This window comes from Cupriavidus sp. 207A1 (assembly GCF_057798955.1).
The window spans coordinates 74,378-96,672 of sequence record NZ_JBYOJO010000013.1 but is presented as its reverse complement, the minus strand read 5'-3'; the positions used below and the strand labels follow the sequence as shown (position 1 = coordinate 96,672).

General features: G+C 66.9%; 28 protein-coding genes. 1 reads left to right on the top strand and 27 read right to left on the bottom strand.

All coding sequences use genetic code 11. The annotated features are described in order from the left end of the window. Positions 1–82: 82 nt before the first annotated feature. The 26 genes from tatC to AC3FMM_RS22765 all read right to left on the bottom strand — a co-directional run bounded on the left by tatC (position 83) and on the right by AC3FMM_RS22765 (position 19,988). Complete coding sequence (gene tatC / locus AC3FMM_RS22890; protein WP_488687521.1) at positions 83–889, bottom strand: twin-arginine translocase subunit TatC; 807 nt, start codon at positions 887–889, stop codon at positions 83–85. A 124-nt stretch (positions 890–1,013) separates the two neighbouring features. Beyond that, positions 1,014–1,535, bottom strand: coding sequence for a Sec-independent protein translocase protein TatB (tatB, locus tag AC3FMM_RS22885; protein ID WP_488687520.1), 522 nt, complete (start codon positions 1,533–1,535; stop codon positions 1,014–1,016). 93 nt (positions 1,536–1,628) lie between these two features. After that, positions 1,629–1,859 carry a Sec-independent protein translocase subunit TatA gene (tatA, locus tag AC3FMM_RS22880; RefSeq protein WP_018004941.1) on the bottom strand — a complete coding sequence of 77 codons (231 nt, stop codon included), beginning with the start codon at positions 1,857–1,859 and terminating at the stop codon, positions 1,629–1,631. Positions 1,860–2,006: 147 nt separating this feature from the next. Next, positions 2,007–2,363, bottom strand: a complete 357-nt coding sequence (locus tag AC3FMM_RS22875; protein WP_018004940.1) for a histidine triad nucleotide-binding protein — start codon at positions 2,361–2,363, stop codon at positions 2,007–2,009. A 62-nt stretch (positions 2,364–2,425) separates the two neighbouring features. Further along, a complete protein-coding gene (locus AC3FMM_RS22870) occupies positions 2,426–2,815 on the bottom strand; it encodes a DUF4870 family protein (protein WP_326347795.1) in 390 nt (129 codons plus the stop codon). A gap of 61 nt (positions 2,816–2,876) precedes the next feature. Further along, positions 2,877–3,248, bottom strand: coding sequence for a phosphoribosyl-ATP diphosphatase (locus tag AC3FMM_RS22865; RefSeq protein ID WP_012354084.1), 372 nt, complete (start codon positions 3,246–3,248; stop codon positions 2,877–2,879). Continuing rightward, positions 3,245–3,649 (bottom strand): phosphoribosyl-AMP cyclohydrolase, encoded by a 405-nt coding sequence (hisI, locus tag AC3FMM_RS22860; RefSeq protein WP_092317504.1) that lies wholly within the window; start codon positions 3,647–3,649, stop codon positions 3,245–3,247. Before hisI ends, AC3FMM_RS22865 begins: the two co-directional genes overlap by 4 nt. A gap of 2 nt (positions 3,650–3,651) precedes the next feature. Next, positions 3,652–4,422 (bottom strand): imidazole glycerol phosphate synthase subunit HisF, encoded by a 771-nt coding sequence (hisF, locus tag AC3FMM_RS22855; RefSeq protein ID WP_115711087.1) that lies wholly within the window; start codon positions 4,420–4,422, stop codon positions 3,652–3,654. 70 nt (positions 4,423–4,492) lie between these two features. Continuing rightward, positions 4,493–5,239, bottom strand: coding sequence for a 1-(5-phosphoribosyl)-5-[(5-phosphoribosylamino)methylideneamino]imidazole-4-carboxamide isomerase (hisA, locus tag AC3FMM_RS22850; protein ID WP_092317507.1), 747 nt, complete (start codon positions 5,237–5,239; stop codon positions 4,493–4,495). Positions 5,240–5,405: 166 nt separating this feature from the next. Next, positions 5,406–6,059, bottom strand: coding sequence for an imidazole glycerol phosphate synthase subunit HisH (gene hisH, locus AC3FMM_RS22845; RefSeq protein ID WP_172581761.1), 654 nt, complete (start codon positions 6,057–6,059; stop codon positions 5,406–5,408). Beyond that, positions 6,056–6,679, bottom strand: coding sequence for a YchE family NAAT transporter (locus AC3FMM_RS22840; RefSeq protein ID WP_115681300.1), 624 nt, complete (start codon positions 6,677–6,679; stop codon positions 6,056–6,058). Before AC3FMM_RS22840 ends, hisH begins: the two co-directional genes overlap by 4 nt. Before the next feature lie 89 nt (positions 6,680–6,768). Then, positions 6,769–7,356: an imidazoleglycerol-phosphate dehydratase HisB gene (hisB, locus tag AC3FMM_RS22835; RefSeq protein ID WP_010812330.1), complete on the bottom strand. Its 588-nt coding sequence runs from the start codon at positions 7,354–7,356 to the stop codon at positions 6,769–6,771. A gap of 4 nt (positions 7,357–7,360) precedes the next feature. Beyond that, a complete protein-coding gene (gene hisC / locus AC3FMM_RS22830) occupies positions 7,361–8,461 on the bottom strand; it encodes a histidinol-phosphate transaminase (RefSeq protein ID WP_473704278.1) in 1,101 nt (366 codons plus the stop codon). Between the two features lie 29 nt (positions 8,462–8,490). Further along, positions 8,491–9,828 (bottom strand): histidinol dehydrogenase, encoded by a 1,338-nt coding sequence (hisD, locus tag AC3FMM_RS22825; RefSeq protein ID WP_116379314.1) that lies wholly within the window; start codon positions 9,826–9,828, stop codon positions 8,491–8,493. 32 nt (positions 9,829–9,860) lie between these two features. Next, a complete protein-coding gene (hisG, locus tag AC3FMM_RS22820; RefSeq protein WP_062801929.1) occupies positions 9,861–10,535 on the bottom strand; it encodes an ATP phosphoribosyltransferase in 675 nt (224 codons plus the stop codon). Between the two features lie 20 nt (positions 10,536–10,555). Next, the gene (murA, locus tag AC3FMM_RS22815) at positions 10,556–11,806 is read right to left on the bottom strand and encodes a UDP-N-acetylglucosamine 1-carboxyvinyltransferase (RefSeq protein ID WP_115711093.1); all 1,251 of its coding nucleotides are present in this window, start codon (positions 11,804–11,806) and stop codon (positions 10,556–10,558) included. Positions 11,807–11,891: 85 nt separating this feature from the next. Continuing rightward, positions 11,892–12,140 (bottom strand): BolA family protein, encoded by a 249-nt coding sequence (locus AC3FMM_RS22810; protein ID WP_018004929.1) that lies wholly within the window; start codon positions 12,138–12,140, stop codon positions 11,892–11,894. Between the two features lie 50 nt (positions 12,141–12,190). Continuing rightward, positions 12,191–13,012, bottom strand: coding sequence for an ABC transporter permease (locus tag AC3FMM_RS22805; RefSeq protein ID WP_111521342.1), 822 nt, complete (start codon positions 13,010–13,012; stop codon positions 12,191–12,193). Next, a complete protein-coding gene (locus AC3FMM_RS22800; RefSeq protein WP_116313184.1) occupies positions 13,009–13,959 on the bottom strand; it encodes an ABC transporter ATP-binding protein in 951 nt (316 codons plus the stop codon). Before AC3FMM_RS22800 ends, AC3FMM_RS22805 begins: the two co-directional genes overlap by 4 nt. Before the next feature lie 352 nt (positions 13,960–14,311). Beyond that, a complete protein-coding gene (locus AC3FMM_RS22795) occupies positions 14,312–14,740 on the bottom strand; it encodes an STAS domain-containing protein (RefSeq protein ID WP_488687519.1) in 429 nt (142 codons plus the stop codon). 28 nt (positions 14,741–14,768) lie between these two features. Further along, positions 14,769–15,398, bottom strand: a complete 630-nt coding sequence (locus AC3FMM_RS22790; protein WP_115711097.1) for an MlaC/ttg2D family ABC transporter substrate-binding protein — start codon at positions 15,396–15,398, stop codon at positions 14,769–14,771. 198 nt (positions 15,399–15,596) lie between these two features. Then, complete coding sequence (locus AC3FMM_RS22785; RefSeq protein ID WP_488687518.1) at positions 15,597–16,520, bottom strand: MlaA family lipoprotein; 924 nt, start codon at positions 16,518–16,520, stop codon at positions 15,597–15,599. Further along, positions 16,517–17,029, bottom strand: coding sequence for an outer membrane lipid asymmetry maintenance protein MlaD (mlaD, locus tag AC3FMM_RS22780; RefSeq protein WP_115711099.1), 513 nt, complete (start codon positions 17,027–17,029; stop codon positions 16,517–16,519). The genes AC3FMM_RS22785 and mlaD overlap by 4 nt, the downstream gene beginning before the upstream one ends. Positions 17,030–17,113: 84 nt before the next feature. Beyond that, positions 17,114–17,893, bottom strand: coding sequence for a lipid asymmetry maintenance ABC transporter permease subunit MlaE (gene mlaE / locus AC3FMM_RS22775; RefSeq protein WP_326347832.1), 780 nt, complete (start codon positions 17,891–17,893; stop codon positions 17,114–17,116). An 8-nt stretch (positions 17,894–17,901) separates the two neighbouring features. Then, positions 17,902–18,720: an ABC transporter ATP-binding protein gene (locus AC3FMM_RS22770; protein ID WP_326347799.1), complete on the bottom strand. Its 819-nt coding sequence runs from the start codon at positions 18,718–18,720 to the stop codon at positions 17,902–17,904. A 176-nt stretch (positions 18,721–18,896) separates the two neighbouring features. Further along, the gene (locus tag AC3FMM_RS22765) at positions 18,897–19,988 is read right to left on the bottom strand and encodes a tripartite tricarboxylate transporter substrate binding protein (RefSeq protein ID WP_115711101.1); all 1,092 of its coding nucleotides are present in this window, start codon (positions 19,986–19,988) and stop codon (positions 18,897–18,899) included. A gap of 221 nt (positions 19,989–20,209) precedes the next feature. Between AC3FMM_RS22765 and AC3FMM_RS22760 the strand changes: the two genes are divergently transcribed. Then, entirely contained in the window at positions 20,210–20,749 is a 540-nt protein-coding gene (locus AC3FMM_RS22760) for a GNAT family N-acetyltransferase (protein ID WP_116313186.1), read from the top strand. A 76-nt stretch (positions 20,750–20,825) separates the two neighbouring features. On the opposite strand, the gene AC3FMM_RS22755 is transcribed toward AC3FMM_RS22760, so the two are convergent. Continuing rightward, positions 20,826–22,289, bottom strand: coding sequence for a glutamate synthase subunit beta (locus AC3FMM_RS22755; RefSeq protein ID WP_115711104.1), 1,464 nt, complete (start codon positions 22,287–22,289; stop codon positions 20,826–20,828). Positions 22,290–22,295: the final 6 nt, after the last annotated feature.

Sequence of the window (22,295 nt, the reverse complement as noted above, 5' to 3'; positions counted from 1 at the left end):
TGTTGTCGGAGAGCAACAGGAATGCGGGCAAAAATCCCCATTTTGGTGCAAACGAACAACACAGCCGGCGAAAAAGCCTGCCTCAGCGCGATTCATCCGGCTGTGTTTCTGCGGAAGTGGCCTCCTCGGCTGCCGGGCGGCCGATGAAACGGGCCAGGATCAGGCCAAGTTCATAGAGGGCCACGAGAGGAACCGCCAGCAGCAGTTGCGACAGCACGTCCGGCGGCGTGACGATGGCGGCGATGATGAAGGCCCCGACGATCACATAGGGGCGGATCTGCTTGAGCTTTTCCAGTTCGACCACGCCGAACCGCACCAGCACGATCACCACCACCGGCACTTCGAAGGTAATGCCGAAGGCCAGGAACGTGGTCATGGCGAAGCTGAGGTATTTGTCGATGTCGGTGGACATCTCCGCCCCCAGCGGCGCGTTGTAGTGCGCCATGAAATGGAACACCGTGGGGAACACCAGAAAATACGCAAACGCCACGCCGCACAGGAACAGGAAATAACTGCTCGAAACCAGCGGCAGGATCAGGCGCTTCTCATGCTGGTACAGGCCGGGCGCGACAAACTGCCAGACCTGGTACAGCACCCATGGCAGCGCGATCAGGAATGCCACCAGCAAGGTCACCTTCATCGGCACGAAGAACGAGCCGGTCACGTCCGTGACGATCATCTTGCCGCCCTTGGGCAGCGATTCCATCAGCGGCGCGGAGAACAGGTTGAAGATGACCGGCGCCCAGTAGACCAGCGAGACGAACACCAGCATGATGCCGGCCACCGCCTTGACCAGTCGCTGGCGCAACTCGATCAGGTGGGAGATGAAGGTTTCCTGCTGCGACTCGTCTTGCGGGTCTTGGGGATCGGAGGACCGGGTGTCGCTCATGGCGTGAACCGCTCAGCCGCGAGGGCTGGCAAGTGGATCGATGAAACCGCAACGTGGCGGCGTGGGGAGGCGGACACAACGACAGCGGCCACGGCGGCCGGCAGGAGTTCGCCGCGCGCCATGCTTATTCGAAGAAGGACCGGGAGGGCCGGCTCACCGGCCGGTGCCGCTTGACGCGCGCCGCGCCGGACTGCACCCAGACGCGGACATTGTGCTGGCGTTTGAACCACAACGGCCGCGCGCCCTGCTTGACACGCCAGCTCTTGCGCCCGTTGTGCGCCTTGTGCGCCGCGTCCCAGCTTGGCACGAAGCCGCCACCGGCGTCGCTGCTGCCGCCGGCGCCGCTGCCTGCGCCGGTTTCGGCGCCGCCCAGCGCTTCGTTGAGCGCCTGGGTCTGCTCGCTGACTTCCTTATGGATGGTGCGCTCGACATCGCGCGCGGCGTCCTCGAATTCCGTGCGCATCTTGCGCAGTTCTTCCAGTTCCACCTCGCGGCTGACTTCGGCCTTGACGTCGTTGATGTAGCGCTGCGCACGGCCCACCAGCGCGCCTACCGTGCGCGCGACCTTGGGCAGCCGTTCGGGACCGATCACGATCAGTGCCACGGCGCCGATCAGCGCCAGCTTGGAAATGCCGAGATCAATCATGCGGACACATCATGCGGACAACATGCGGAATAGCGCAGGCGTGCAACGACACGCGCAGCGAGGTTTGCGTGGAAGGGAGGGCACACCGCCGGCTTATTGCTGGCGGGACTTTTCCTTGGCGTCGACGTCGATGGTGGTGGAATCGCGCAGTTCCTTGGACGCGCCCGGCTGGGCGCCCTTGTCCTCGCCGTCCTTCATGCCGTCCTTGAAGCCCTTGACCGCGCCGCCCAGGTCCTGGCCGATATTGCGCAGCTTCTTGGTGCCGAATACCAGCATGACGATCACCAGCACGATCAGCCAGTGCCAAATGCTAAACGAACCCATCTCTTGCTCCTGATGCAGCCGCGGGCGCAATCATAGATGCCCGGACCCGTTGTTCCGTCCCGTGATGGCCGCGCCGGGCGACGGTTGCCGGCACAGCTTCTGCCCGGGCGTTGCCGCCGCGGACACTCCCCTGCCAAGGCTGCCCGGTCAGGGCAGCGGTCCCTTCCAGGCGTGGCGCGGTCCACCGAGCACATGCAGATGCAGGTGGTAGACCTCCTGTCCGCCGTCCGGGCCGGTGTTGATCACCGTCCGGAAGCCGTTGGAACAGCCGGCCGCGCGCGCCAGTTCTGGCACCTTCAGCATCATTCTAGCAAGCACCTCTCCTTCGCCGGCGCCGCAATCGGCCAGCGAGTCGACATGTGCCTTGGGAATGACCAGCAAGTGTACCGGGGCCTTGGGATGGATATCGTGGAAAGCCAGCATGTCGTCGTCTTCATAGACTTTGTTCGACGGCAGCTGGCCAGCCACGATCTTGCAGAAGATGCAATTATCCTGAGCGTTCATGAAAATTTCATTGCGACGGCCACGACGCCGGTGACCACCTCGTGCATCGGTCTGCCCGACCCTCAGAATTGCTGATCCGGGTACATCGGCTTGCTGTCGTTCAGATACAGCCAGCCCTTGACGATACGATACAGCATCCACAGCGACAGCACGCCCCAGACGGCAAAGGCCAGCGGCATCAGCACAACTGTCGCGAACAGCACCCCGCCCAGCACGCCCCAGGCCACCGACCACCAGAACGAGCGGATCTGCCAGGCGAAGTGCGAGGCATACAGCGAGCCGCGCGCGTCATCGCGCTTGACGTAGCCGATCACGATGGCGATCAGCGCGGTGATGCCGCCGGTGAGCCAGAAGATGGCATACAGCGCGTAAAGGATGTGCAGCAGCTTGCGCAGGCTGCCAAGCTGTTCGCCGCTGGGAGTAGTGACCTGCCCGGTGTAGTCGTTCGCCATATTCGCCCTCGGTTGGAAGCCTGCCTGCGGCAGGCGGGAGACCGGCCGGCACCCGCGCCGGCTAGTCCTTGCGCCGGGCCTTCTCTTCCAGGCCGGACAGCCCTTCGCGCCGCGCCAGCTCGTTGACCACATCCGCCGGCGTCAGGCCGAAGTTTGCCAGCAGCACCATGCTGTGGAACCACAGGTCGGCCACTTCATAGACTACCTTGCCGGCCGCGGCGCCGCTTTCACCGGCGGCGCGCGCATCCTTGGCGGCCATCACGGTCTCGGTGGCTTCCTCGCCGATCTTCTTCAGGATGGCGTCGTCGCCCTTGCTAAAAAGGCGCGCCACGTAGGACTTGTCGGGGTCGCCGCCGTTGGCGGGCTTGCGCGATTCCAGCACCTCGGCCAGGCGCGCCAGGACATCGTTGCTGCTGAGTGCGTTGTCGCTCATGGCTTGGTGTAGATCTGGGCAGGGTCCTTCAGCACCGGCTCGACCGTCTGCCAGTCGCCGGCGTCCGCATCGCCCTCGAATTTCTGGAAGAAGCAGGAATGGCGCCCGGTATGGCAGGCGATGCTGTCGATTTGCGTCACCTTCAGCAGCACCACGTCTTCATCGCAGTCCAGACGGATCTCGTGCACCTTCTGCACGTGGCCCGACTCTTCGCCCTTGTGCCACAGGCGCTTGCGCGAGCGCGACCAGAACACGGCCTCGCCGAGCTCCACGGTGCGCAGCAGCGCCTCGCGGTTCATGAACGCGAACATCAGCACGTCGTTCGAGCCGACTTCCTGCACGATCACCGGCACCAGGCCGTTGTCGTCCCATTTCACCTTGTTGAGCCACTTCTTCGGCATGATCAGATCCGCACGGGTATGCCCTCGCGGGCCATGAATGCCTTGGCTTCGCCCACGGTGTGCTGGCCGTAGTGGAAGATGCTGGCGGCCAGCACCGCGTCGGCGCGGCCCTTGGTTATGCCGTCGGCCAGGTCCTGCAGGCCGCCGACGCCGCCCGAGGCGATCACCGGCACGGGCACCGCATCGCTGACCGCGCGGGTCAGCTCCAGGTCGAAGCCGCTCTTGGTGCCGTCTCGGTCCATGCTGGTGAGCAGGATTTCGCCGGCGCCGCGGGTCGCCATCTCACGCGCCCATTGCACCGCGTCCAGCCCGGTTGCCTTGCGCCCGCCGTGGGTAAAGACTTCCCAACGCGGCGCTTCGCCCGGGGCGGAGCTGCGCTTGGCGTCGATCGCCACCACGATGCACTGCGAACCATAGCGCGCGGTGGCGTCCGACACCAGTTGCGGGTTGGCGATCGCCGACGAATTGACGCTGATCTTGTCGGCGCCGGCATTGAGCAGCCGGCGCACGTCTTCGACGGTGCGCACGCCGCCGCCCACCGTCAGCGGGATGAATACCTGCGAGGCGACGTCCTCGATGATATGCAGCATCAGGTCGCGCCCGTCGCTGGTCGCGGTGATGTCCAGGAATGTGATTTCGTCGGCGCCCTGCTCGTCATAGCGGCGGGCGATTTCGACGGGATCGCCCGCGTCGCGCAGCTCGACAAAGTTGACGCCCTTGACCACCCGCCCGTTGGTCACGTCCAGGCAGGGGATGATACGTTTGGCTAGCATGAGATTCCTTGTCCGCCACCGCTGCCGTGCCGGCAGCGGCCGGGCGGCCGCGCCCCGCGGCGCCGTTGCCTTATTGCCCGTTGCGCAACTTGTCGGCGCGCGCCTGCGCGTCGGCAAAGTTGAGGTCGCCGGAGTAGATCGCGCGGCCGCAGATGACCCCTTCCACGCCCTCGCCCTCCACCGCGCACAGGTTGTCGATATCGGCCAGGTTGGACAGCCCGCCGCTGGCGATCACCGGGATCGACATCGACTGCGCCAGCTTGACGGTGGCATCGATATTGATCCCCTGCAGCATGCCGTCGCGGCCGATGTCGGTATAGATGATGGCCTCGACGCCGTAGTCTTCGTACTTGCGCGCCAGGTCCGCCACCTCGTGGCCGGTCAGCTTGCTCCAGCCGTCGGTGGCGACCTTGCCGTCCTTGGCATCGAGCCCGACGATGATATGGCCGCCGAAGGCCGAGCAGGCGTCTTTCAGGAAGCCGGGGTTCTTCACCGCCGCGGTGCCGATGATGACGTACGAGAGCCCGTCGTCCAGCCAGCGCTCGATGGTGTTGAGGTCGCGGATGCCGCCGCCCAGCTGCACCGGGATCTCGTCGCCGACCTCGGCGATGATGGCCTTGATGGCGGCCTCGTTGCGGGGCTTGCCCACGAACGCGCCGTTCAGGTCCACCAGGTGCAGGCGGCGGGCGCCCTGCTCCACCCAGTGGCGTGCCATGGCGGCGGGATCTTCGGAAAAGACGGTGGCCTGGTCCATGTCGCCTTGTTTGAGGCGTACACACTGACCGTCCTTCAGGTCGATGGCCGGAATGAGCAACATATGCGTGACGAGCGTGGTTGAGTGAGTGAGATTGAGCGAGACCGGCGCATGCCGGTCAGGTCGGGTCGATAGTCGATCGGATACGGGTCAGGTGCCGGGTCGGTCAGCGGTCGAGCATCGGGTCAACAAGCGAAAACAAGCGAATCGCGAATCGGCAAGCTGCGCTTCAGGGATTCCAGTGGACGAAGTTCCGGTACAGCTGCAGGCCCATGGCCGCGCTTTTCTCGGGGTGGAACTGCGTCGCGAAAATATTATCGCGCGCTACCGCGCTGGTAAACACGACTCCGTATTCCGTTTCGCCGGCAATATGGGCCGGATCCTGCGCCTGCACATAGTAGCTGTGGACGAAATAGAACCAGCTGTCGTCCGGGATACCGTCCCACAGCGGGTGCGGCCTGGCCTGGCGCACCCGGTTCCAGCCCATCTGCGGCACCTTGAAGCGCGAGCCGTCGGGTTGCGTCATGCCATCCAGCGCAAACCGTACGACCTGCCCTGGCATCAGCCCCAGCGCCGGGGTGCGATCCGTGCCGGCGCGGCTTTCAGTGCTGAATTCGAACAGCATCTGCTCGCCCACGCACACGCCCAGCATCGGCTTGCTCGCGGCGGCCTCGACCACCGCTTGCTGCAGCCCGGACGCGCCCAGCGCCGACATGCAGTCGGGCATCGCGCCCTGGCCCGGCAGCACCACGCGGTCCGCCGAGCGGATGCCTTCGGGCGCATCCACCACCCGGACATCGGCTTCCGGTGCCGCGGCGCGCAGCGCCTGCGCCACCGAGCGCAGGTTGCCCATGCCGTAATCCACAATTGCTATGGTAGTCATGATTTCAAAACAGGCAACAATGTCTTCAGCCCGTCCACGATGAATTCAACGGCCAGCGCCGACAGGATCAAGCCCATCAGGCGCGTGCCGATATTGATGCCGGTGCGCCCGATCACCCGGGCGATCGGGTCCGCCGCGCGGAATACCAGGTACACCACCGAGCCCAGCAGCGCACCGATGCCGACCAAGATGAGCAGCTGGTACCAGTGCTGGGTCTTGCCGGCATAGACGATCACCGTGCTGATCGAACCCGGCCCGGTCAGCAGCGGCAGCGCCAGCGGCACCACCGCAATGCTGGACTTTACCTCGGCCTCGTCCTCTTCTTCCGGGGTGGCCTTGGTGCGGCTGGTTTGCGCATTCAGCATGTTCATGGCCATCATGATCATGATGAGCCCGCCGCCCACCTGCAGCGATGCCACCGAGATATTGAAGAACTCGATGATCTGCTGGCCCAGCAGCGCGGACACCGCCACCACGATCGCCACCGAGATCGATGCGATCTTGATGGTACGCAGCTTTTCCGCTTCGGTCTGCAGGCTGGTCAGGCTGATGAAGAACGGGATCGCCCCGATCGGGTTGATCAGCGCCAGCAGCGAGATAAACGACTTGAGCGTATCCATCGGTTGCGGTTGCCAGCAGCGCTGGCCGTATTGGCTAGAGAGGTGGGCGGGCGCCGCAACCAGCCGGCACGCCTACGGATTCAGGATGCTCAGAGCGTACCCTTGGTCGACGGGATCGTGTTGGCCGCGCGCGGATCGAGTTCCACCGCCATGCGCAGTGCCCGGCCAAAGGCCTTGAACACGGTTTCGCACTGGTGATGGGCGTTGATGCCGCGCAGGTTGTCGATATGCAGGGTGACGCCCGCATGGTTGACGAAGCCGCGGAAGAACTCGATGGTCAGGTCCACGTCGAAGCTGCCCACGCGCGCACGCGTGAAGGGAACATGGAACTCCAGGCCCGGGCGGCCGGAGAAATCGATCACCACGCGCGACAGGCATTCATCCAGCGGCACGTAGCTGTGCCCGTAACGGGTGATGCCCTTCTTGTCGCCGATGGCCCTGGCCACCGCCTGCCCGAGCGTGATGCCCACGTCTTCGACCGTATGGTGGTCGTCGATATGCGTGTCGCCGGTGGCTTCGACCTCCAGGTCGAACATGCCATGCCGGGCGATCTGGTCCAGCATGTGGTCGAGGAACGGCACGCCCGACGCCAGTTTCTGGCGGCCGCTGCCGTCGAGATTCAGGGAAACGCGAATCTGCGTTTCCGAAGTATTGCGGGTGACCTCTGCAACACGCATGGTGTTAATCCTGCAGCGACGCTGCGAATGCCTCAAGGAACTGCGCGTTTTCTTCGGGCGTGCTGACCGTGACGCGCAGACAATTGGTCAGCAACGGGTGCATTTTACTCACGTTCTTGATCAATACCTTCCGCGCCAGCAGGCGCTCGAAGGTCTGTGCGGCATCCGGCACGCGCACCAGCAGGAAATTGGCGGCGCTGGGGAACACGGTGACCCCGGGCTGCGCCGCCATGCCGTCGGCCACGCGCGTGCGCTCGGCACGCAGTTGCGCGGCCTGTTCGTCCAGCACCGCCACATGCTCGAGCGCGAACAGCGCGGCGGCCTCGGTCAGCACGTTGACGTTGTAGGGCGGGCGCACCTTGTCCAGCTGCGCCAGCCATTCCGGCGCGCCGGCGAGGTAGCCCAGGCGGATGCCGGCCAGGCCCAGCTTCGATACGGTGCGCATCACCAGCAGGTTGCCGAAGTCGGTCAGGCGCGGCATCCAGCTGTGCTGGGCGAACGGCTGGTAGGCCTCGTCGACCACCACCAGGCTGTTGCAGACCTCGCCCTGCGCGGCGCGGATGATGGCCTCCATGTCGGCGGCATCGAACAGGTTGCCGGTGGGGTTGTTCGGGTAGGCCAGGTAGATGATGGCGGGCTGCTGCGCGGCCATTGCCGTCAGCATGGCGGCGCGGTCGAGCGTGAAGTCGTCGCGCAGCGGCACGCCGACGAACTGCAGGCCGGCAAACTGCGCCGACATCGCGTACATGACGAAGCCGGGCACCGGCGCCATGACCTTCGCGCCCGGCCTGGCCGCGGCCAGCGCCAGCATGCTGATGAGCTCGTCCGAGCCGTTGCCCAGCAGCACGTCCATGCCGGCCGGCACCTGCATCACGCGCTTGAGCGCGGCGCGCAGCGCTTCGCTGCTCGGCACCGGGTAGCGGTTCAGCGCCACCTCGCCCAGGCGCTCGGCCAGTTGCTGGCGCAGCGCGGGCGGCAGGCGGTACGGGTTTTCCATCGCGTCGAGCTTGACCAGACCGTGCGAATCCGGCACGTGGTAGGCGCCCATGGCGCGCACGTCGTCACGGATGATGCGTTCGATCAGGGAGGGCTCTACGGCTGACATGGAAGCTCCAGGTGGGTTGGGTCAGGGGTTCAGCTACGCTTGAAACGGTATTCCGCGCTGCGGGCGTGGGCCTGCAGCCCTTCGCCGTAGGCCAGTTCGGCGGCGATCTGGCCCAGCATCTGCGCGCCGCCCTCGCTTACCTCGATCAGGCTCGAGCGCTTCTGGAAGTCATAGACGCCCAGCGGCGACGAGAAGCGCGCGGTGCGCGAGGTCGGCAGCACGTGGTTGGGGCCGGCGCAGTAGTCGCCCAGCGACTCGCTGGTATAGCGGCCCAGGAAGATGGCGCCGGCGTGGCGGATCTTCTCGCTCCACTGGCGCGGGTTCTCGGCCGAGATCTCCAGGTGTTCCGGTGCGATCGCGTTGGCGATCTCGCAGGCCTCTTCCATGTCGCGCACCTTGACCAGCGCGCCACGGCCGGAGATGGAGGCGGCAATCACGTCGCGGCGCGGCATGGTGCCAAGCTGGCGCTGGATGCTGGCCTCCACGCGGGCGATATAGTCCGCGTCCGGGCACAGCAGGATCGACTGCGCCAGTTCATCGTGCTCGGCCTGCGAGAACAGGTCCATCGCCACCCAGTCGGGGTCGGTGGTGCCGTCGCAGATCACCAGGATCTCGGAAGGGCCGGCGATCATGTCGATGCCGACGGTGCCGAACACGCGGCGCTTGGCCGCGGCAACGTAGGCGTTGCCCGGGCCGACGATCTTGTCGACCTGCGGCAGCATCGCGGTGCCGTAGGCGAGCGCACCGACCGCCTGGGCGCCACCGATGGTGAACACGCGATCCACGCCGGCAATCTGCGCCGCGGCCAGCACCAGTTCATTGCGCACGCCGCCGGGCGTGGGCACGACCATGATGATTTCCTTGACGCCCGCCACGCGCGCCGGGATCGCATTCATCAGCACCGACGACGGGTAAGCGGCCTTGCCGCCCGGCACGTAGATGCCGACGCGGTCCAGCGGCGTCACCTTCTGGCCCAGCATGGTGCCGTCGGCCTCGGTGTATTCCCAGCTGTGGCTGCCGCATTCGATCTTCTGCTTCTCGTGGTAGGCGCGCACGCGCGCGGCGGCCGCCTCCAGCGCGGCGCGGCGCTTGGGCTCGAGGTCTTCGAGCGCGGCTTCCAGCTGCTGCTGCGATACCTCCAGCGCGCCCATCGACGCCGCTTCGACGCGGTCGAAGCGGCGGGTGTATTCCAGCACCGCGGCATCGCCGCGCGACTTCACGTCGGCCAGGATCTGCGCGGCGGCGCGATCGATGGCCTCGTCCTCGCCGGCCTCGAAGGCCAGCACCTGACGCAGTGCCTCGGCAAAGCCCGGCTCGCTGGAATCGAGCCGGCGGATCGGCAGGCTTTCCATTTCGGTTGGGTTCATGACTTCTGTTCCTGTCAGGCGGCGACCCGGCCTCAGGCCAGCGCCGCTGAAGCGCGTTCGAAGGCGTCGAGGATCGGTGCCAGCCGCTCGCGCTTGAGTTTGAGCGCGGCCTGGTTCACCACCAGCCGCGACGAAATCTGCACGATCTCTTCCACTTCCACCAGATTGTTGGCGCGCAGCGTGCTGCCGGTGCTGACCAGGTCGACGATGGCATCGGACAGGCCCACCAGCGGGCCCAGCTCCATCGAACCGTACAGCTTGATCAGGTCGACGTGAACGCCCTTTTTCGCAAAATGCTCGCGCGCGGTCTGCACGTATTTCGTCGCAACCGCCAGGCGCGCACCCTGGCGCACGGCCTTGGCGTAGTCAAACCCGGCCGGCACTGCCACCGACATGCGGCAGCGCGCGATGTTCAGGTCGATCGGCGCGTACAGGCCGGCCATGCCGCTTTCCATCAGCACGTCCTTGCCGGCCACGCCGAAGTCGGCCGCGCCGTACTGCACGTAGGTCGGCACGTCCGAGGCGCGCACGATCACCACGCGCACCGCCGGATCCGAGGTCGGCAGGATCAGCTTGCGCGAGGTCTCGGGATCCTCGGTGACGCGGATGCCGGCCGCTTCCAGCAGCGGCAGCGTCTCGGTGAAGATGCGGCCCTTGGACAGCGCCAGCGTCAGCTGGTTGGGCGATGCGTTGAAAGCGGGGCTCATCGGGCTTCAGTCCTTGGTGCTCAGGCAATGCGGCGGATCTTCGCGCCCACTGCCGACAGCTTGTCTTCCATGCGGTCGTAGCCGCGGTCCAGGTGGTAGATGCGGTCGATCACGGTCTCGCCGTCGGCAACCAGACCGGCGATCACCAGGCTGGCCGAGGCGCGCAGGTCGGTCGCCATCACGTTGGCGCCGGACAGGCGCGGCACGCCGTTGACCACCGCGGTGTTGCCTTCGACGGTGATGTCGGCGCCCAGGCGGTTCAGCTCCTGCACGTGCATGAAGCGGTTTTCGAAGATGGTCTCGGTCACGCGCGCGGTGCCCTCGGCGACAGCGTTCAGCGCCATGAACTGGGCCTGCATGTCGGTCGGGAAGGCGGGGTATTCCGAGGTGCGGAAGCTTACCGCGCGGGCGCGGTGCGGCATCGCCAGGCGGATCCAGTCGGCGCCGGTCTCGAGGCTGGCACCGGCTTCGCGCAGCTTGTCGAGCACGGTGTCGAGGATCTCGGGCTGCACGCCGCGCAGCACCAGGTCGCCCAGCGTCGCGGCCGCCGCGCACAGGAAGGTGCCGGCCTCGATGCGGTCGGCGATGACGCTGTGGCTGGCGCCGTGCAGGCGCTCGACGCCGTGCACCACCAGGCGGTCGGTGCCGATGCCGTCGATCTTCGCGCCCATCTTCACCAGAAGCTGGGCCAGGTCGGTCACCTCGGGCTCGCGCGCGGCGTTTTCCAGCACGGTCTCGCCTTCGGCCAGCGTCGCCGCCATCAGCAGGTTCTCGGTGCCGGTCACGGTGATCATGTCGGTGACCACGCGCGCGCCCTTCAGGCGCTTGGCGCGCGCATGGATAAAGCCGTGCTCGATGGTGATCTCGGCGCCCATCGCCTGCAGGCCCTTGATGTGCTGGTCGACCGGCCGTGCGCCGATGCCGCAGCCGCCCGGCAGCGACACGCGGGCCTCGCCAAAGCGCGCCACCAGCGGGCCCAGCACCAGGATCGAGGCGCGCATGGTCTTGACCAGCTCGTACGGAGCCTCGAGCACATTGACGTCGGCGCCGTTCAGGGTCACGCGCGCGCCGTCGAACTCGGCCTGCATCCCCATCAGGCGCAGCAGCTTGAGCGTGGTGCGCACGTCCTGCAGGTTGGGCACGTTGTCCAGCGCGACGGTGTCGGCCGTCAGCAGGCCCGCGCACAGGATCGGCAGGGCGGCGTTCTTGGCGCCCGAGACGCGGATTTCACCCTTGAGCGGGCCGTTGCCGTGAATCTGGAATTTGTCCATGTTCTATGGTTTGTTCCGGGCACGCGCCCGGCATCATTGTTCTGGAGCCGCGCAGGCGCGCGGCGCATGGTGCGTTCTTGATGCTCTACTTGCCTGCGTCCGCCTGCCACTCCGCGGGCGTCAGGGTCTTCATCGACAGCGCATGGATCTCGGCGCGCATGCGATCGCCCAGCGCCGCGTAGACACGCTGGTGGCGCTGGATCAGCCGCTTGCCTTCGAATTCGTTGCTGACGATGGTGGCAAAGAAATGCTGGCCATCGCCCTCGACTTGCAGATGTTCGCAGGGCAGTCCTTGGGCAATGTAGTCCCTGACTTGTTCCGGTGTAGGCAGCATGGGGTTCTCTTCAGCGTGATTCAGCTTGATTCAACAGGGCCGGCCGCCGCTCAGTGGCGCAGCTTGTATCCGGACTTCAACAGGCGCAGCGCCAGCGCCGCCAGCACCACGAACGCCGATCCGACCACCGCCAGGCTGAACAGCGGCGATACGTCCGAGACGCCGAAGAAGCCATAGCGGAAGCCGTCGATCATGTAGAAGAACGGATTGGCATGGGACACCGCCTGCCAGAAGGCCGGCAGCGAATGGATCGAATAGAACACGCCCGACAGGAAGGTCGCCGGCATGATCAGGAAGTTCTGGAACGCGGCCAGCTGGTCGAACTTCTCAGCCCAGATGCCGGCGATCAGGCCGAGCGTGCCCAGGATGCCCGCGCCCAGCAGCGCGAACACCAGGATCCAGCCGACGTTGGCGAAATGGAGGTTGGCGAACCACGCCGTCACCAGCAGCACGCCCAGCCCGACGGTCAGCCCGCGGATCACCGAGGCCACCACGTAGGCACCGAACATCTCCCAGTGCGACAGCGGCGGCAGCAGCACGAACACCAGGTTGCCGGTGATCTTCGACTGGATCAGTGATGAAGAACTGTTGGCGAACGCGTTCTGCAGCACGCTCATCATCACCAGCCCGGGCACCAGGAAGGCGGTGTAGCTGATCTGGTCGTAGACCTTGACCCGGTCTTCCAGCACATGGCCGAAGATCAGCAGGTACAGCACCGCGGTCAGGACCGGCGCGGCCACGGTCTGGAAGCTCACCTTCCAGAAGCGCAGCACTTCCTTGTACAGCAGCGTGCGGAAGCCCACCAGGCCGCCGACGGCCATCGGGCCGAGGCGGGTGTCGTCCAGGATTTCGATGTCGCCAGGCTGCTTCATGCCGCGGCCTCCATCGCCGGGTCGGGCAGCGCGCCGGGCATATGCCCTTCGCGGCGCATGATCTGCACGAATACGTCCTCGAGGTCGGCCTTGTTGATTTCCATGTCTTCGATCTCACACCCCGCTTCGCGGCAGGCGGCCAGGATCGGCTCCACCGCCTGGTAGCCCGACAGCCGCAGCCGCACCGCGCGCTCGCCGGGGTTGGCCGGCATGCGCAGCGGCTCCAGCGACGGCGGCAGGCCGCCGCGCGCAAAGGTCAGCACCAGCTGCAGGCCGGCAAATTGCGTCAGCAGGTTGCTGGTGCGATCCAGCGCCACCACTTCGCCGAACTTGAGCATGGCGATGCGGTCGCACAGGGCCTCGGCCTCTTCGAGGTAATGCGTGGTCAGGATGATGGTGTGCCCTTCGCGGTTCAGGCGCGAGATGAACTTCCACAGCGTTTGCCGCAACTCAACATCGACGCCGGCAGTGGGCTCGTCGAGCACGATCACCGGCGGGCGGTGCACCAGCGCCTGCGCCACCAGCACGCGCCGCTTCATGCCGCCGGACAGCTGGCGCATATTGGCATCGGCTTTCCCGGTCAGGTCCAGGTTGGCCATGATTTCGTCGATCCAGTCGTCGTTGCGGGTCAGGCCGAAATAGCCTGACTGCAGCCGCAGCGTCTCGCGCACCGTGAAGAACGGATCGAACACCAGCTCCTGCGGCACCACGCCCAGCATACGCCGCGCCATCCGGTAATCGGCGACGACATCGTGCCCCAGCACACTGACGCGGCCGGAATCGGCCCGGTTCAGGCCGGCGAGGATCGAGATCAGCGTGGTCTTGCCGGCGCCGTTGGGCCCGAGCAGGCCGAAGAATTCGCCGCGTTCGACGGTGAAGCTAACGCCCTTGAGCGCCTGCAGGTTGCGGTAGCGCTTGCGAACGTCGTGGATTTCAATGGCTTTCATGGCCGATTGTTTGTGGCGGGTCCGGCTCTTTCAGGGGCCGGCCGCCAGGAAATGGGGAGCAAAGCGTGCCCGGATGTCCTGCTCCGGCATGGATCGGGCCGGAACAGGCGGGGGGATGGGCGAACAACCCGGAATTATAGGGGATGCGGGGTCGGTCCCGCTTGATCCCCGCCGGATCCGCCCCGGGGGCTCGGGGGCCCCGCCCCCCGGGGCCCCCGGGGGCCGGGGGGGCCCCCTGGGGGGGTCGGGCCCGCTTGACCCCCGCCGGACCCGCCCGGGGGGCGCGGCGCCCGCGCCCGCGGCCGCCGCGGCATCGCGTGCGGCCGCCTGGATGGCGACCGGCGATGCCGGATCAATGTCGGTGATGGTGTGCCGGTGGGATGGCGGCGGGCGCTGCCGCGCTCGCCAGGCCGAGCAGGCCGTCGACGCCGTACAGGCTGGCCAGTTGCGCCAGCTGCGCCGGCACGCCGCGCAGCACCAGCGCCTGGCCGCGCGCCACCGCGGCCCGATGCCATGCCAGCAGCACGGCGACGGCCGAGGAGTCCACCTGCGCCAGGCCGGCGCAGTCCACTTCGACGTCGCCCTGCGCCACGCGTGCCAGCCCGTCGCGCAGCACCGCGGCGGCATTCTGGTTGGTCAGCGAGTTACCCGGCGAAAGCATGGCGTCAGTGGCCTGGATGCGGAAAGAAGAAAGGGATCTGAAAACGAAGGCTCCCGCGCGGAGCGGGAGCCTGTGTCGCGAACGGCCATTGTAATGCAACTTCGGCGCGCCGTGCTGCATTGCAGCGGCGCACCGCGGGCATGCCCCGTCAGCTCTTGGCGTTGGCGAGCTGGCGGTTGCGGTCCTGCAGCGTCTTGATCACGCCCTCGACGCCCTGCTGGCCGACGATGGTGTTGAAGCTGCCCTTGTAGGCTTCGGTCAGCCATGCGCCCAGCACGTTGATGTCATAGACCTTCCAGCCTTGCGCGGTCTTTTCCAGGCGGTAATCCATCTGGATCGGCTCGCCCTTGTTGATGACCTGGGTGCGGATGGTGGCATCGGTATCGTCGGCGGTGCCGCGGTACGGACGGTATTGCACGGTCTGGTCGCGGATCTGCGCGATGGCGCCGGCGTAGGTGCGGATCAGCAGGGTCTTGAATTCCTCGGTGATCTGCTTCTGCTGCTCGGGCGTGGCCTTGGACCAGTTGCGGCCCATGGCGATCTGCGTGGTCTTCTGGAAGTTGGCGTTGGGAATGATCTTCTGTTCGACCAGCGCGGTGATCTTGCCGATATTGCCGGCCTGCATGTCCTTGTCGGCCTTCACGGTCGACATCACGTCATTGACCACGGCCTTGACCAGCCCGTCCGGGGTGGCCGTTTCCTGGGCCGATACCTGGGCCTGCGCGGTCCCCGCGAAGGCAACCGCCGTCAGGAGGGGGAGCAACAGTCGCTTGAGCATGTGAGATTTCCTTCTTTATCAAAGAGGTCGTGACCCGCGCCTGCGCGTCGATACGCGGCCGGAAGGCCACGGGTCCTTGCAGATTGGAACATAGCGGCGTCACGCGCGTTGCCATCAAAAGCGCACCAGACGCCACCTACAAACAATTTGTTTCAGCGGTGACAGCGCATTCACAGCGCCAGTGTCGCCTTCGCCGCTTCAGCGGAAGCGCACTCCCGGCATACCCGGCAGCACCGGCGGCAACGGCATGCTCTGGCCTTCCGGCTGGGTCTCGCCGGCGGCGCCGGGCTTGGGCGGCTCCGCGGCCGGGGCCGAAGCGCCATCCGCCGCCGGAGCCGGTCCCGGTGCCGGAGCCGGTGCGGCACCGGCGTCGGCCGCGGCGGGCGCCGGCGCCGCGTCGTCGGCCTCGGCCTCGTCGTCGCCACCCGGTGGATTGCCATCGTAGATCAGGTACTGGCGCCGCTGCAGGTAGGAGTCACGCAGGAACGAGTACTTGTCCAGCGCCGCCTGCTCCAGCAGGTTGCTGGCACCCAGCAGCTGGGCGCGGCCGGCGACGATGCGCACCCCGACCAGCGAATTGCGCAGCGAAACCGGATAGAAGTACGCCGACGGATCGGCCTGGCGGTCGACCAGCATGCCGGCGGTGTCGCGGAAGGTGCTTGGGCCGAACAGCGGCAGCACCAGGTACGGGCCGGCCGGCACGCCCCACACGCCCAGCGTCTGGCCAAAGTCTTCCTTGTACTTGGGCAGGCCGGCCGGGGTGGCGATGTCGATCAGGCCGCCGATGCCCAGCACGGTGTTCATCGCCACGCGCATGGTGTCTTCGGCCGCGCGCGTCGGCTTGCCCTGCAGCAGGTTGTTCACCGCCGAATAGACGTCGCTGACATTGGAGAAGAAGTTCTCCACCGCGCGCTGCACCGGCGTCGGCGTGTAGTCGGCATAGAGTTCGGCCACCGGGCGCATGATGCCCTTGTCGAAGTCCTCGTTGATCTTCGAGACCTCGCGGTTGAACGGCTCGAGCGGGTCTTTCGGGTTGGCGGTGGGGCCAGTGGCGCAACCGGCAAGCGCCGCGGCGGCCGCGGCCGTAGCCATGAGGTTGCGGATGTGGCGGGGGGCGTTCACTTGAGGTCTCCAGCCGGGGCCGGCGCGCTGGCGCCGGGTGACGAGCCGCCGCCGGCATCGGCGGCCTTGTTGTACAGGAACTGCCCGATCAGGTTTTCGAGCACCACCGCGGACTGCGTCATGGTGATGCGCGCGCCGTTGGCCAGCATGACGGTGTCGCCGCCGGCTTCGAGGCCGATGTACTGCTCGCCCAGCAGGCCCGAGGTCAGGATCTTGGCCGAGGTGTCCTTCGGGAACTGGTAGCGCGTCTCCAGGCTCATCTCGACGGTAGCCTGGTAGGTCTTGTCGTCGAAGCGGATCGCCGCGACCCGGCCGACCACCACGCCCGCGCTCTTGACCGGCGCGCGCGGCTTGAGCCCGCCGATATTGTCGAAGCGGGCCTGCACGCTATAGGTGTCCTGGAAGCTGAAGGCGCTCATGTTTCCTGCCTTGAGGGCCAGGAAGAGCAAGGCGACGAACCCTGCCGCCACAAACAGTCCCACCCAGAAATCGAGTGTGTTCTTTTTCATTGGAATCTCTTTCTTCAACCCCGTAGTGTCTGTCGCTGCCGCCTTGTTATCGTAGCGGCCGCATCGTTGCGGCGGCCATCCGCCTCAATTGCTGAACATCAGCGCCGTCAGCAGGAAATCCAGTCCCAGCACCGCGAGCGACGCGATCACCACGGTGCGGGTGGTCGCGCGCGAGACGCCTTCCGGCGTGGGCTTGGCCTCGAACCCCTGGTACAGCGCAATGAACGTCACCGCGATGCCAAAGATAAAGCTCTTGATCACGCCGTTGAGCACGTCGGCGCGCACGTCCACGCCGCCCTGCATCTGCGACCAGAAGGCACCCGCGTCGACGCCGATCAGTTGCACCCCGACTACGTAACCGCCCAGGATGCCCACCGCGCTGAAGATCGCGGCCAGCACCGGCATGGCGATCACGCCCGCCCAGAAGCGCGGCGCGACCACCCGCTGCAGCGGGTTCACCGCCATCATTTCCATCGCCGTGAGCTGCTCGCCCGCCTTCATCAGCCCGATTTCGGCAGTCAGCGAGGTGCCGGCGCGGCCGGCGAACAGCAACGCCGTCACCACCGGGCCCAGTTCCCGCACCAGCGACAGCGCCACCAGCAGCCCCAGCGCCTGCTCGGAGCCGTAGCGGTTGAGCGTGTAGTAGCCCTGCAGCCCGAGCACGAAGCCGACGAACAGGCCCGACACCGCGATGATCACCAGCGACAGGTTGCCGACAAAAAAGACCTGGTCAGTCACCAGCCGGAAGCGGCGCAGCAGCGCCGGCGACATTGCCAGCACGGCCAGGAACATGCGCGTGGCATGGCCCAGCCCGGAAATGCTGCGGCGCACGGCCGCGCCGATGGTGCTGAAGAAGCCCGTCAGGAAGCCGGTCATCGCGCCCCTCCGGCGAAATCCTCGGCCAGCGATGGTCCGGCATAGTGGAACGGCACCGGGCCGTCGGCCTCGGCGTGGACAAACTGGTGCACGAACGGATCGGTGGAGGCGCGCAGGACCTCGGGCGTGCCTTCGGCGGCGATGCGCCCGTCGGCAATGAAATAGACGTAGTCGGCGATCTGGAAGGTCTCGTGCACGTCGTGCGAGACGATGATGGTGGTGGCGCCGAGCGCGTCGTTGAGGCTGCGGATCAGCCGCGCGGTCAGTCCCAGCGAGATCGGATCCAGGCCGGCGAAGGGCTCGTCATACATCAGCAGCGCCGGATCCAGCGCGATCGCTCGCGCCAGCGCCACGCGCCGCGCCATGCCGCCGGAGATCTGCGACGGCATCAGGTCGCGCGCGCCGCGCAGGCCGACCGCGTTGAGCTTCATCAGCACCAGGTCGCGGATCATCGACTCGGGCAGGTCGGTGTGCTCGCGCAGCGGGAAGGCGACGTTGTCGAACACCGACAGGTCGGTAAACAGCGCGCCGAACTGGAACAGCATCCCCATCTGGCGGCGCACGGCGTACAGGCCGGCGGTATCAAGCTGGTGAATGTCGGTGCCGGCAAAGCGCACCGCGCCCGCCTGCGGCCGCACCTGGCCGCCGATCAGCCGCAGCACCGTGGTCTTGCCGCAGCCCGATCCGCCCATCACCGCGATCACCTTGCCGCGCGGGAATTGCATGGTCAGGCCGGACAGGATCGGCTTGCCGTGGTCCGCGTAGGCGAAATCCACCGCAGTCAGTTCGACAAGGTTTTGAGCAGAATCGGTCACGTTGGCACCGGTCGGGACAGGGGCGCATTATAAGGTGTACTACCTAGCCCTGCTGGTACCCGTGTGTCTCGCGCCACATGAAGCGCGGCTGTGGTGCCTCAGAATTCTCCTGCCGGGCGGCAACTGGCCGATTTCCCCTGGAAACCGGCCACTGTCCCACCGCGCCGCGGTGCCGCTCAAGGCTCCTGCGCGATCGGCACGTCCCTGAGGATGACCTGCCACTGGATCGATTCCGAGCGGATCGCGGTGGCAAACGCCTCCGGCGAGTCGCGCAGCGGCGTCAGGCCGGCGGCCTGCAGGCGCGAGCGCACCTCGCGTTCGGCCATCACGCCGTCCAGCTCACCGGCCAGCCGCGCCACGATGGCGCGCGGCGTCTTGGCCGGCGCCATCACGCCGAACCAGGCCGCCGCGGCGTAGCCGTCCTGCCCGGATTCCTGCAGCGTCGGCACCAGCGGCGCCAGCGGGGAACGCGCCACGCCGGTCACGCCGACCAGCCGCAGCCCGCCGCTCTTGACCTGGCTCTGGACTGCCGCGAACGAACAGAAGCAGGCGCTGATGCGGCCGGCCAGCATCTCCTGCACCACCGCGGCCTCGCCCTTGGCCGTGACCAGCGGCACGCCGCCGCGCAGGCCGCGCACCGCGTACTCGGCGTACAGGTGGGAAGGGCTGCCGGGCTGGCCGTAGCCGTAGCTGTAGGAACCGGGACTCGACTTCACCGCGGTCATCCATTGTTCCGGGGTGCGCATCGGCAGCCGGGCGTCGATCACCAGGAACAGCGGCGTGGTGGCGACGCGCGCCACCGGCGTGAAATCGCGCACGACGTCGTAGGGCACCGGCTCCAGCCCCGGCTGGATCAGCATGTTGGCCTGGTGGAACAGCAGCGTATGGCCATCGGAGCTGGCCTTGGCGACGACATCGCCGGCAATGGTCCCGGCGCTGCCGGGACGGTTGTCGACCTCGACCGGCACGCCGAGCCTCGCCGACAGGCGCTCGGCCAGCATCCGCGCCACGGCGTCGGCGACGCCGCCGGCAGGGAACGGCACGATCAGACGCATCGGGCGATCAGGGAAGGACATGCTGCGCGCAAGCGGCTGGGTGCCGGCATGCGCGGGCCTGGCTGGCACGGCGAACGCCAGCGTGGCACAGCCCATGGCGACCAGGCACAGCACGCGCGGCAGCCAGCGCCGGGCGGCGGTGGCCGCGGGCAGGCGCGGCGCGAACTTCGCTTTACCTCGCCAAAGTCGCGACAGATTGCGCACTTCGGACATCGTTTTCCTCCGGCCCGTCTCCTGAGGAGGCGGCAAACAGGTTCTGGGGAAAATGGATAGGCGAGGCAGTTTCCGTTAGTTGTTTTTGAAAATTGTAAGGACAATATCGGGGCCGCCACAGGCACGTAAACCATAGCCGGGAGAACCCTGAAGGCCTTGCTGCGCCTTGCCAAATGCGCCCTCGCGCCTGGCCACGCAAAGCGCGCCGCTATAATCCGCCGATGACGAATTTCACCGTGCGGCGCATGGTCTTGGCCGACCTGCCGGCCGTGCTGGCGGTGCAGGCCAGCTGCTATACCGAGGTACTGCTCGAAGGCGAGTCAGCGCTGGCCAGCCGGCTGGCGCTGTCGCCGGCCACCTGCTGGGTCGCGCACGATGCCGCGCAGCACGGCACCCTCGCCGCCTACCTGTTTACCCACGCCTGGCCCGAAGACAGCTTGCCGCCGCTGGACGGCGTGCTCGACGATGGCTGGCGCCTGCATGCCGCCCCGGACACCCTGACCTGGTTCGTGCACGACATGGCCGTGGCCCCGGCCGGCCGCGGTGCCGGGCTGGCGCCGCGCCTGTACGCAGCGGCGCAGGCGGCCGCGCACGCCGCCGGGCTGCGGCGCTCGCGGCTGATCGCGGTGCAGTCCGCGGCGCCGTGGTGGCGCAGGCTCGGCTACGCCCCGGTGCCGGCGCAACTAGCCGCGCGGCATGCCGGCAAACTGGCGGCATACGGTGCCAGCGCGGTACTGATGGAGCGGACGCTGGCCGGCTGACGCCGCCATCGCGCAGACAACAAAAAGCCCGCCGGCTTGCGCCAGGCGGGCTTTTTGTTGCGGCGCTGACGCCGGATCAGCGCGGCAGGTCGCTATGCCCCATCAGGAACGCATCGACCGAGCGCGCGGCCTGGCGGCCTTCGCGGATCGCCCACACCACCAGCGACTGGCCGCGGCGCACATCGCCGGCGGCGAACACCTTGGGCACGTTGGTGTGGTAGGCGCGCTCGCCTTCGGTCGAGGCCTTGGCGTTCTTGCGCGCATCGGTGTCGACGCCAAACGCTTCCAGCATCGAGCCCACCGGGTTGGTGAAGCCCATCGCCAGCAGCACCAGGTCGGCCGGCAGGATGAACTCGCTGCCTTCGACTTCCTGCATGCGGCCGTCCTTCCATTCGACGCGGCAGGCCTTCAGCGCGGTGACCTTGCCGTTCTCGCCGATGAATTCCTTGGTGGCAACCGACCAGTCGCGCTCGCAGCCTTCGTCGTGCGACGACGAGGTGCGCAGCTTGATCGGCCAGTACGGCCACACCAGCGGCTTGTTTTCTTCTTCCGGCGGCTGCGGCAGCAGCTCGAACTGGGTCACCGAGGTGGCGCCGTGGCGGTTGGACGTGCCGACGCAGTCAGAGCCGGTATCGCCGCCGCCGATTACGATCACGTTCTTGCCTTCGGCGCGGATCTCGTTGGCGCCGTCGCCGGCCACTTCCTTGTTCTGCGGAATCAGGAATTCCAGCGCGAAGTGGATGCCGGCCAGGTCGCGGCCCGGCACCGGCAGGTCGCGCGGCACTTCGGAGCCGCCCGCCAGCACCACGGCGTCGAACTGTTCCATCAGGGCCTGGGCCGAGATGGTTTCGCGCGCATAGTTCTTGATGCCGGCCGGCAGTTCGCCGTCGGTCACCATCACGCCGGGGCGGAAGGTCACGCCTTCGGCCTGCATCTGTTCGATGCGGCGGTCGATCAGCGACTTCTCCATCTTGAAGTCGGGGATGCCGTAGCGCAGCAGGCCGCCGATGCGGTCGTTCTTCTCGAACACGGTCACGTCATGGCCGGCGCGTGCCAGCTGCTGCGCGGCAGCCATGCCGGCGGGGCCGGAGCCGACCACGGCGACGGTCTTGCCGGTCTTGTGGCGCGGCAGTTGCGGCCTGACCCAGCCTTCTTCCCAGGCCTTGTCGATAATGGCGTGCTCGAGCGACTTGATGCCCACCGGCAGCTCGTTGATGCCCAGCGTGCAGGCAGCCTCGCACGGTGCCGGGCAGATGCGGCCGGTAAATTCAGGGAAGTTGTTGGTCTGGTGCAGCACCTCGATCGCCGACTTCCAGTCCTGGCGGTACACCAGGTCGTTGAAGTCAGGGATGATGTTGTTGACCGGGCAGCCGTTGTTGCAGAACGGGATGCCGCAGTCCATGCAGCGCGCACCCTGGAGCTTCGCTTCGCTGTCGGACAGCGCGAACACGAATTCCTTGTAGTGCTTCACGCGCTTGACTACCGGTTCGTAGCCTTCATTCTGGCGCGGAAATTCGAGAAAGCCAGTCGCCTTACCCATGTTGCG

Bases quoted from the DNA above. Each gene is read 5' to 3' on its own strand.
- tatA (WP_018004941.1), bottom strand. From the start codon at position 1,859: ATGGGTTCGTTTAGCATTTGGCACTGGCTGATCGTGCTGGTGATCGTC.
- AC3FMM_RS22760 (WP_116313186.1), top strand. From the start codon at position 20,210: ATGACGAATTTCACCGTGCGGCGCATGGTCTTGGCCGACCTGCCGGCC.
- hisI (WP_092317504.1), bottom strand. From the start codon at position 3,649: ATGCCGAAGAAGTGGCTCAACAAGGTGAAATGGGACGACAACGGCCTG.
- AC3FMM_RS22805 (WP_111521342.1), bottom strand. From the start codon at position 13,012: ATGAAGCAGCCTGGCGACATCGAAATCCTGGACGACACCCGCCTCGGC.
- AC3FMM_RS22765 (WP_115711101.1), bottom strand. From the start codon at position 19,988: ATGTCCGAAGTGCGCAATCTGTCGCGACTTTGGCGAGGTAAAGCGAAG.
- hisB (WP_010812330.1), bottom strand. From the start codon at position 7,356: ATGCGTGTTGCAGAGGTCACCCGCAATACTTCGGAAACGCAGATTCGC.
- hisH (WP_172581761.1), bottom strand. From the start codon at position 6,059: ATGACTACCATAGCAATTGTGGATTACGGCATGGGCAACCTGCGCTCG.
- murA (WP_115711093.1), bottom strand. From the start codon at position 11,806: ATGGACAAATTCCAGATTCACGGCAACGGCCCGCTCAAGGGTGAAATC.
- AC3FMM_RS22790 (WP_115711097.1), bottom strand. From the start codon at position 15,398: ATGCTCAAGCGACTGTTGCTCCCCCTCCTGACGGCGGTTGCCTTCGCG.
- hisA (WP_092317507.1), bottom strand. From the start codon at position 5,239: ATGTTGCTCATTCCGGCCATCGACCTGAAGGACGGTCAGTGTGTACGC.
- AC3FMM_RS22870 (WP_326347795.1), bottom strand. From the start codon at position 2,815: ATGGCGAACGACTACACCGGGCAGGTCACTACTCCCAGCGGCGAACAG.
- AC3FMM_RS22840 (WP_115681300.1), bottom strand. From the start codon at position 6,679: ATGGATACGCTCAAGTCGTTTATCTCGCTGCTGGCGCTGATCAACCCG.
- AC3FMM_RS22865 (WP_012354084.1), bottom strand. From the start codon at position 3,248: ATGAGCGACAACGCACTCAGCAGCAACGATGTCCTGGCGCGCCTGGCC.
- tatB (WP_488687520.1), bottom strand. From the start codon at position 1,535: ATGATTGATCTCGGCATTTCCAAGCTGGCGCTGATCGGCGCCGTGGCA.
- AC3FMM_RS22795 (WP_488687519.1), bottom strand. From the start codon at position 14,740: ATGCAGCACGGCGCGCCGAAGTTGCATTACAATGGCCGTTCGCGACAC.
- mlaD (WP_115711099.1), bottom strand. From the start codon at position 17,029: ATGAAAAAGAACACACTCGATTTCTGGGTGGGACTGTTTGTGGCGGCA.
- tatC (WP_488687521.1), bottom strand. From the start codon at position 889: ATGAGCGACACCCGGTCCTCCGATCCCCAAGACCCGCAAGACGAGTCG.
- hisD (WP_116379314.1), bottom strand. From the start codon at position 9,828: ATGAACCCAACCGAAATGGAAAGCCTGCCGATCCGCCGGCTCGATTCC.
- AC3FMM_RS22755 (WP_115711104.1), bottom strand. From the start codon at position 22,289: ATGGGTAAGGCGACTGGCTTTCTCGAATTTCCGCGCCAGAATGAAGGC.
- hisC (WP_473704278.1), bottom strand. From the start codon at position 8,461: ATGTCAGCCGTAGAGCCCTCCCTGATCGAACGCATCATCCGTGACGAC.
- hisF (WP_115711087.1), bottom strand. From the start codon at position 4,422: ATGCTAGCCAAACGTATCATCCCCTGCCTGGACGTGACCAACGGGCGG.
- AC3FMM_RS22800 (WP_116313184.1), bottom strand. From the start codon at position 13,959: ATGAAAGCCATTGAAATCCACGACGTTCGCAAGCGCTACCGCAACCTG.
- hisG (WP_062801929.1), bottom strand. From the start codon at position 10,535: ATGAGCCCCGCTTTCAACGCATCGCCCAACCAGCTGACGCTGGCGCTG.
- AC3FMM_RS22810 (WP_018004929.1), bottom strand. From the start codon at position 12,140: ATGCTGCCTACACCGGAACAAGTCAGGGACTACATTGCCCAAGGACTG.
- AC3FMM_RS22875 (WP_018004940.1), bottom strand. From the start codon at position 2,363: ATGAACGCTCAGGATAATTGCATCTTCTGCAAGATCGTGGCTGGCCAG.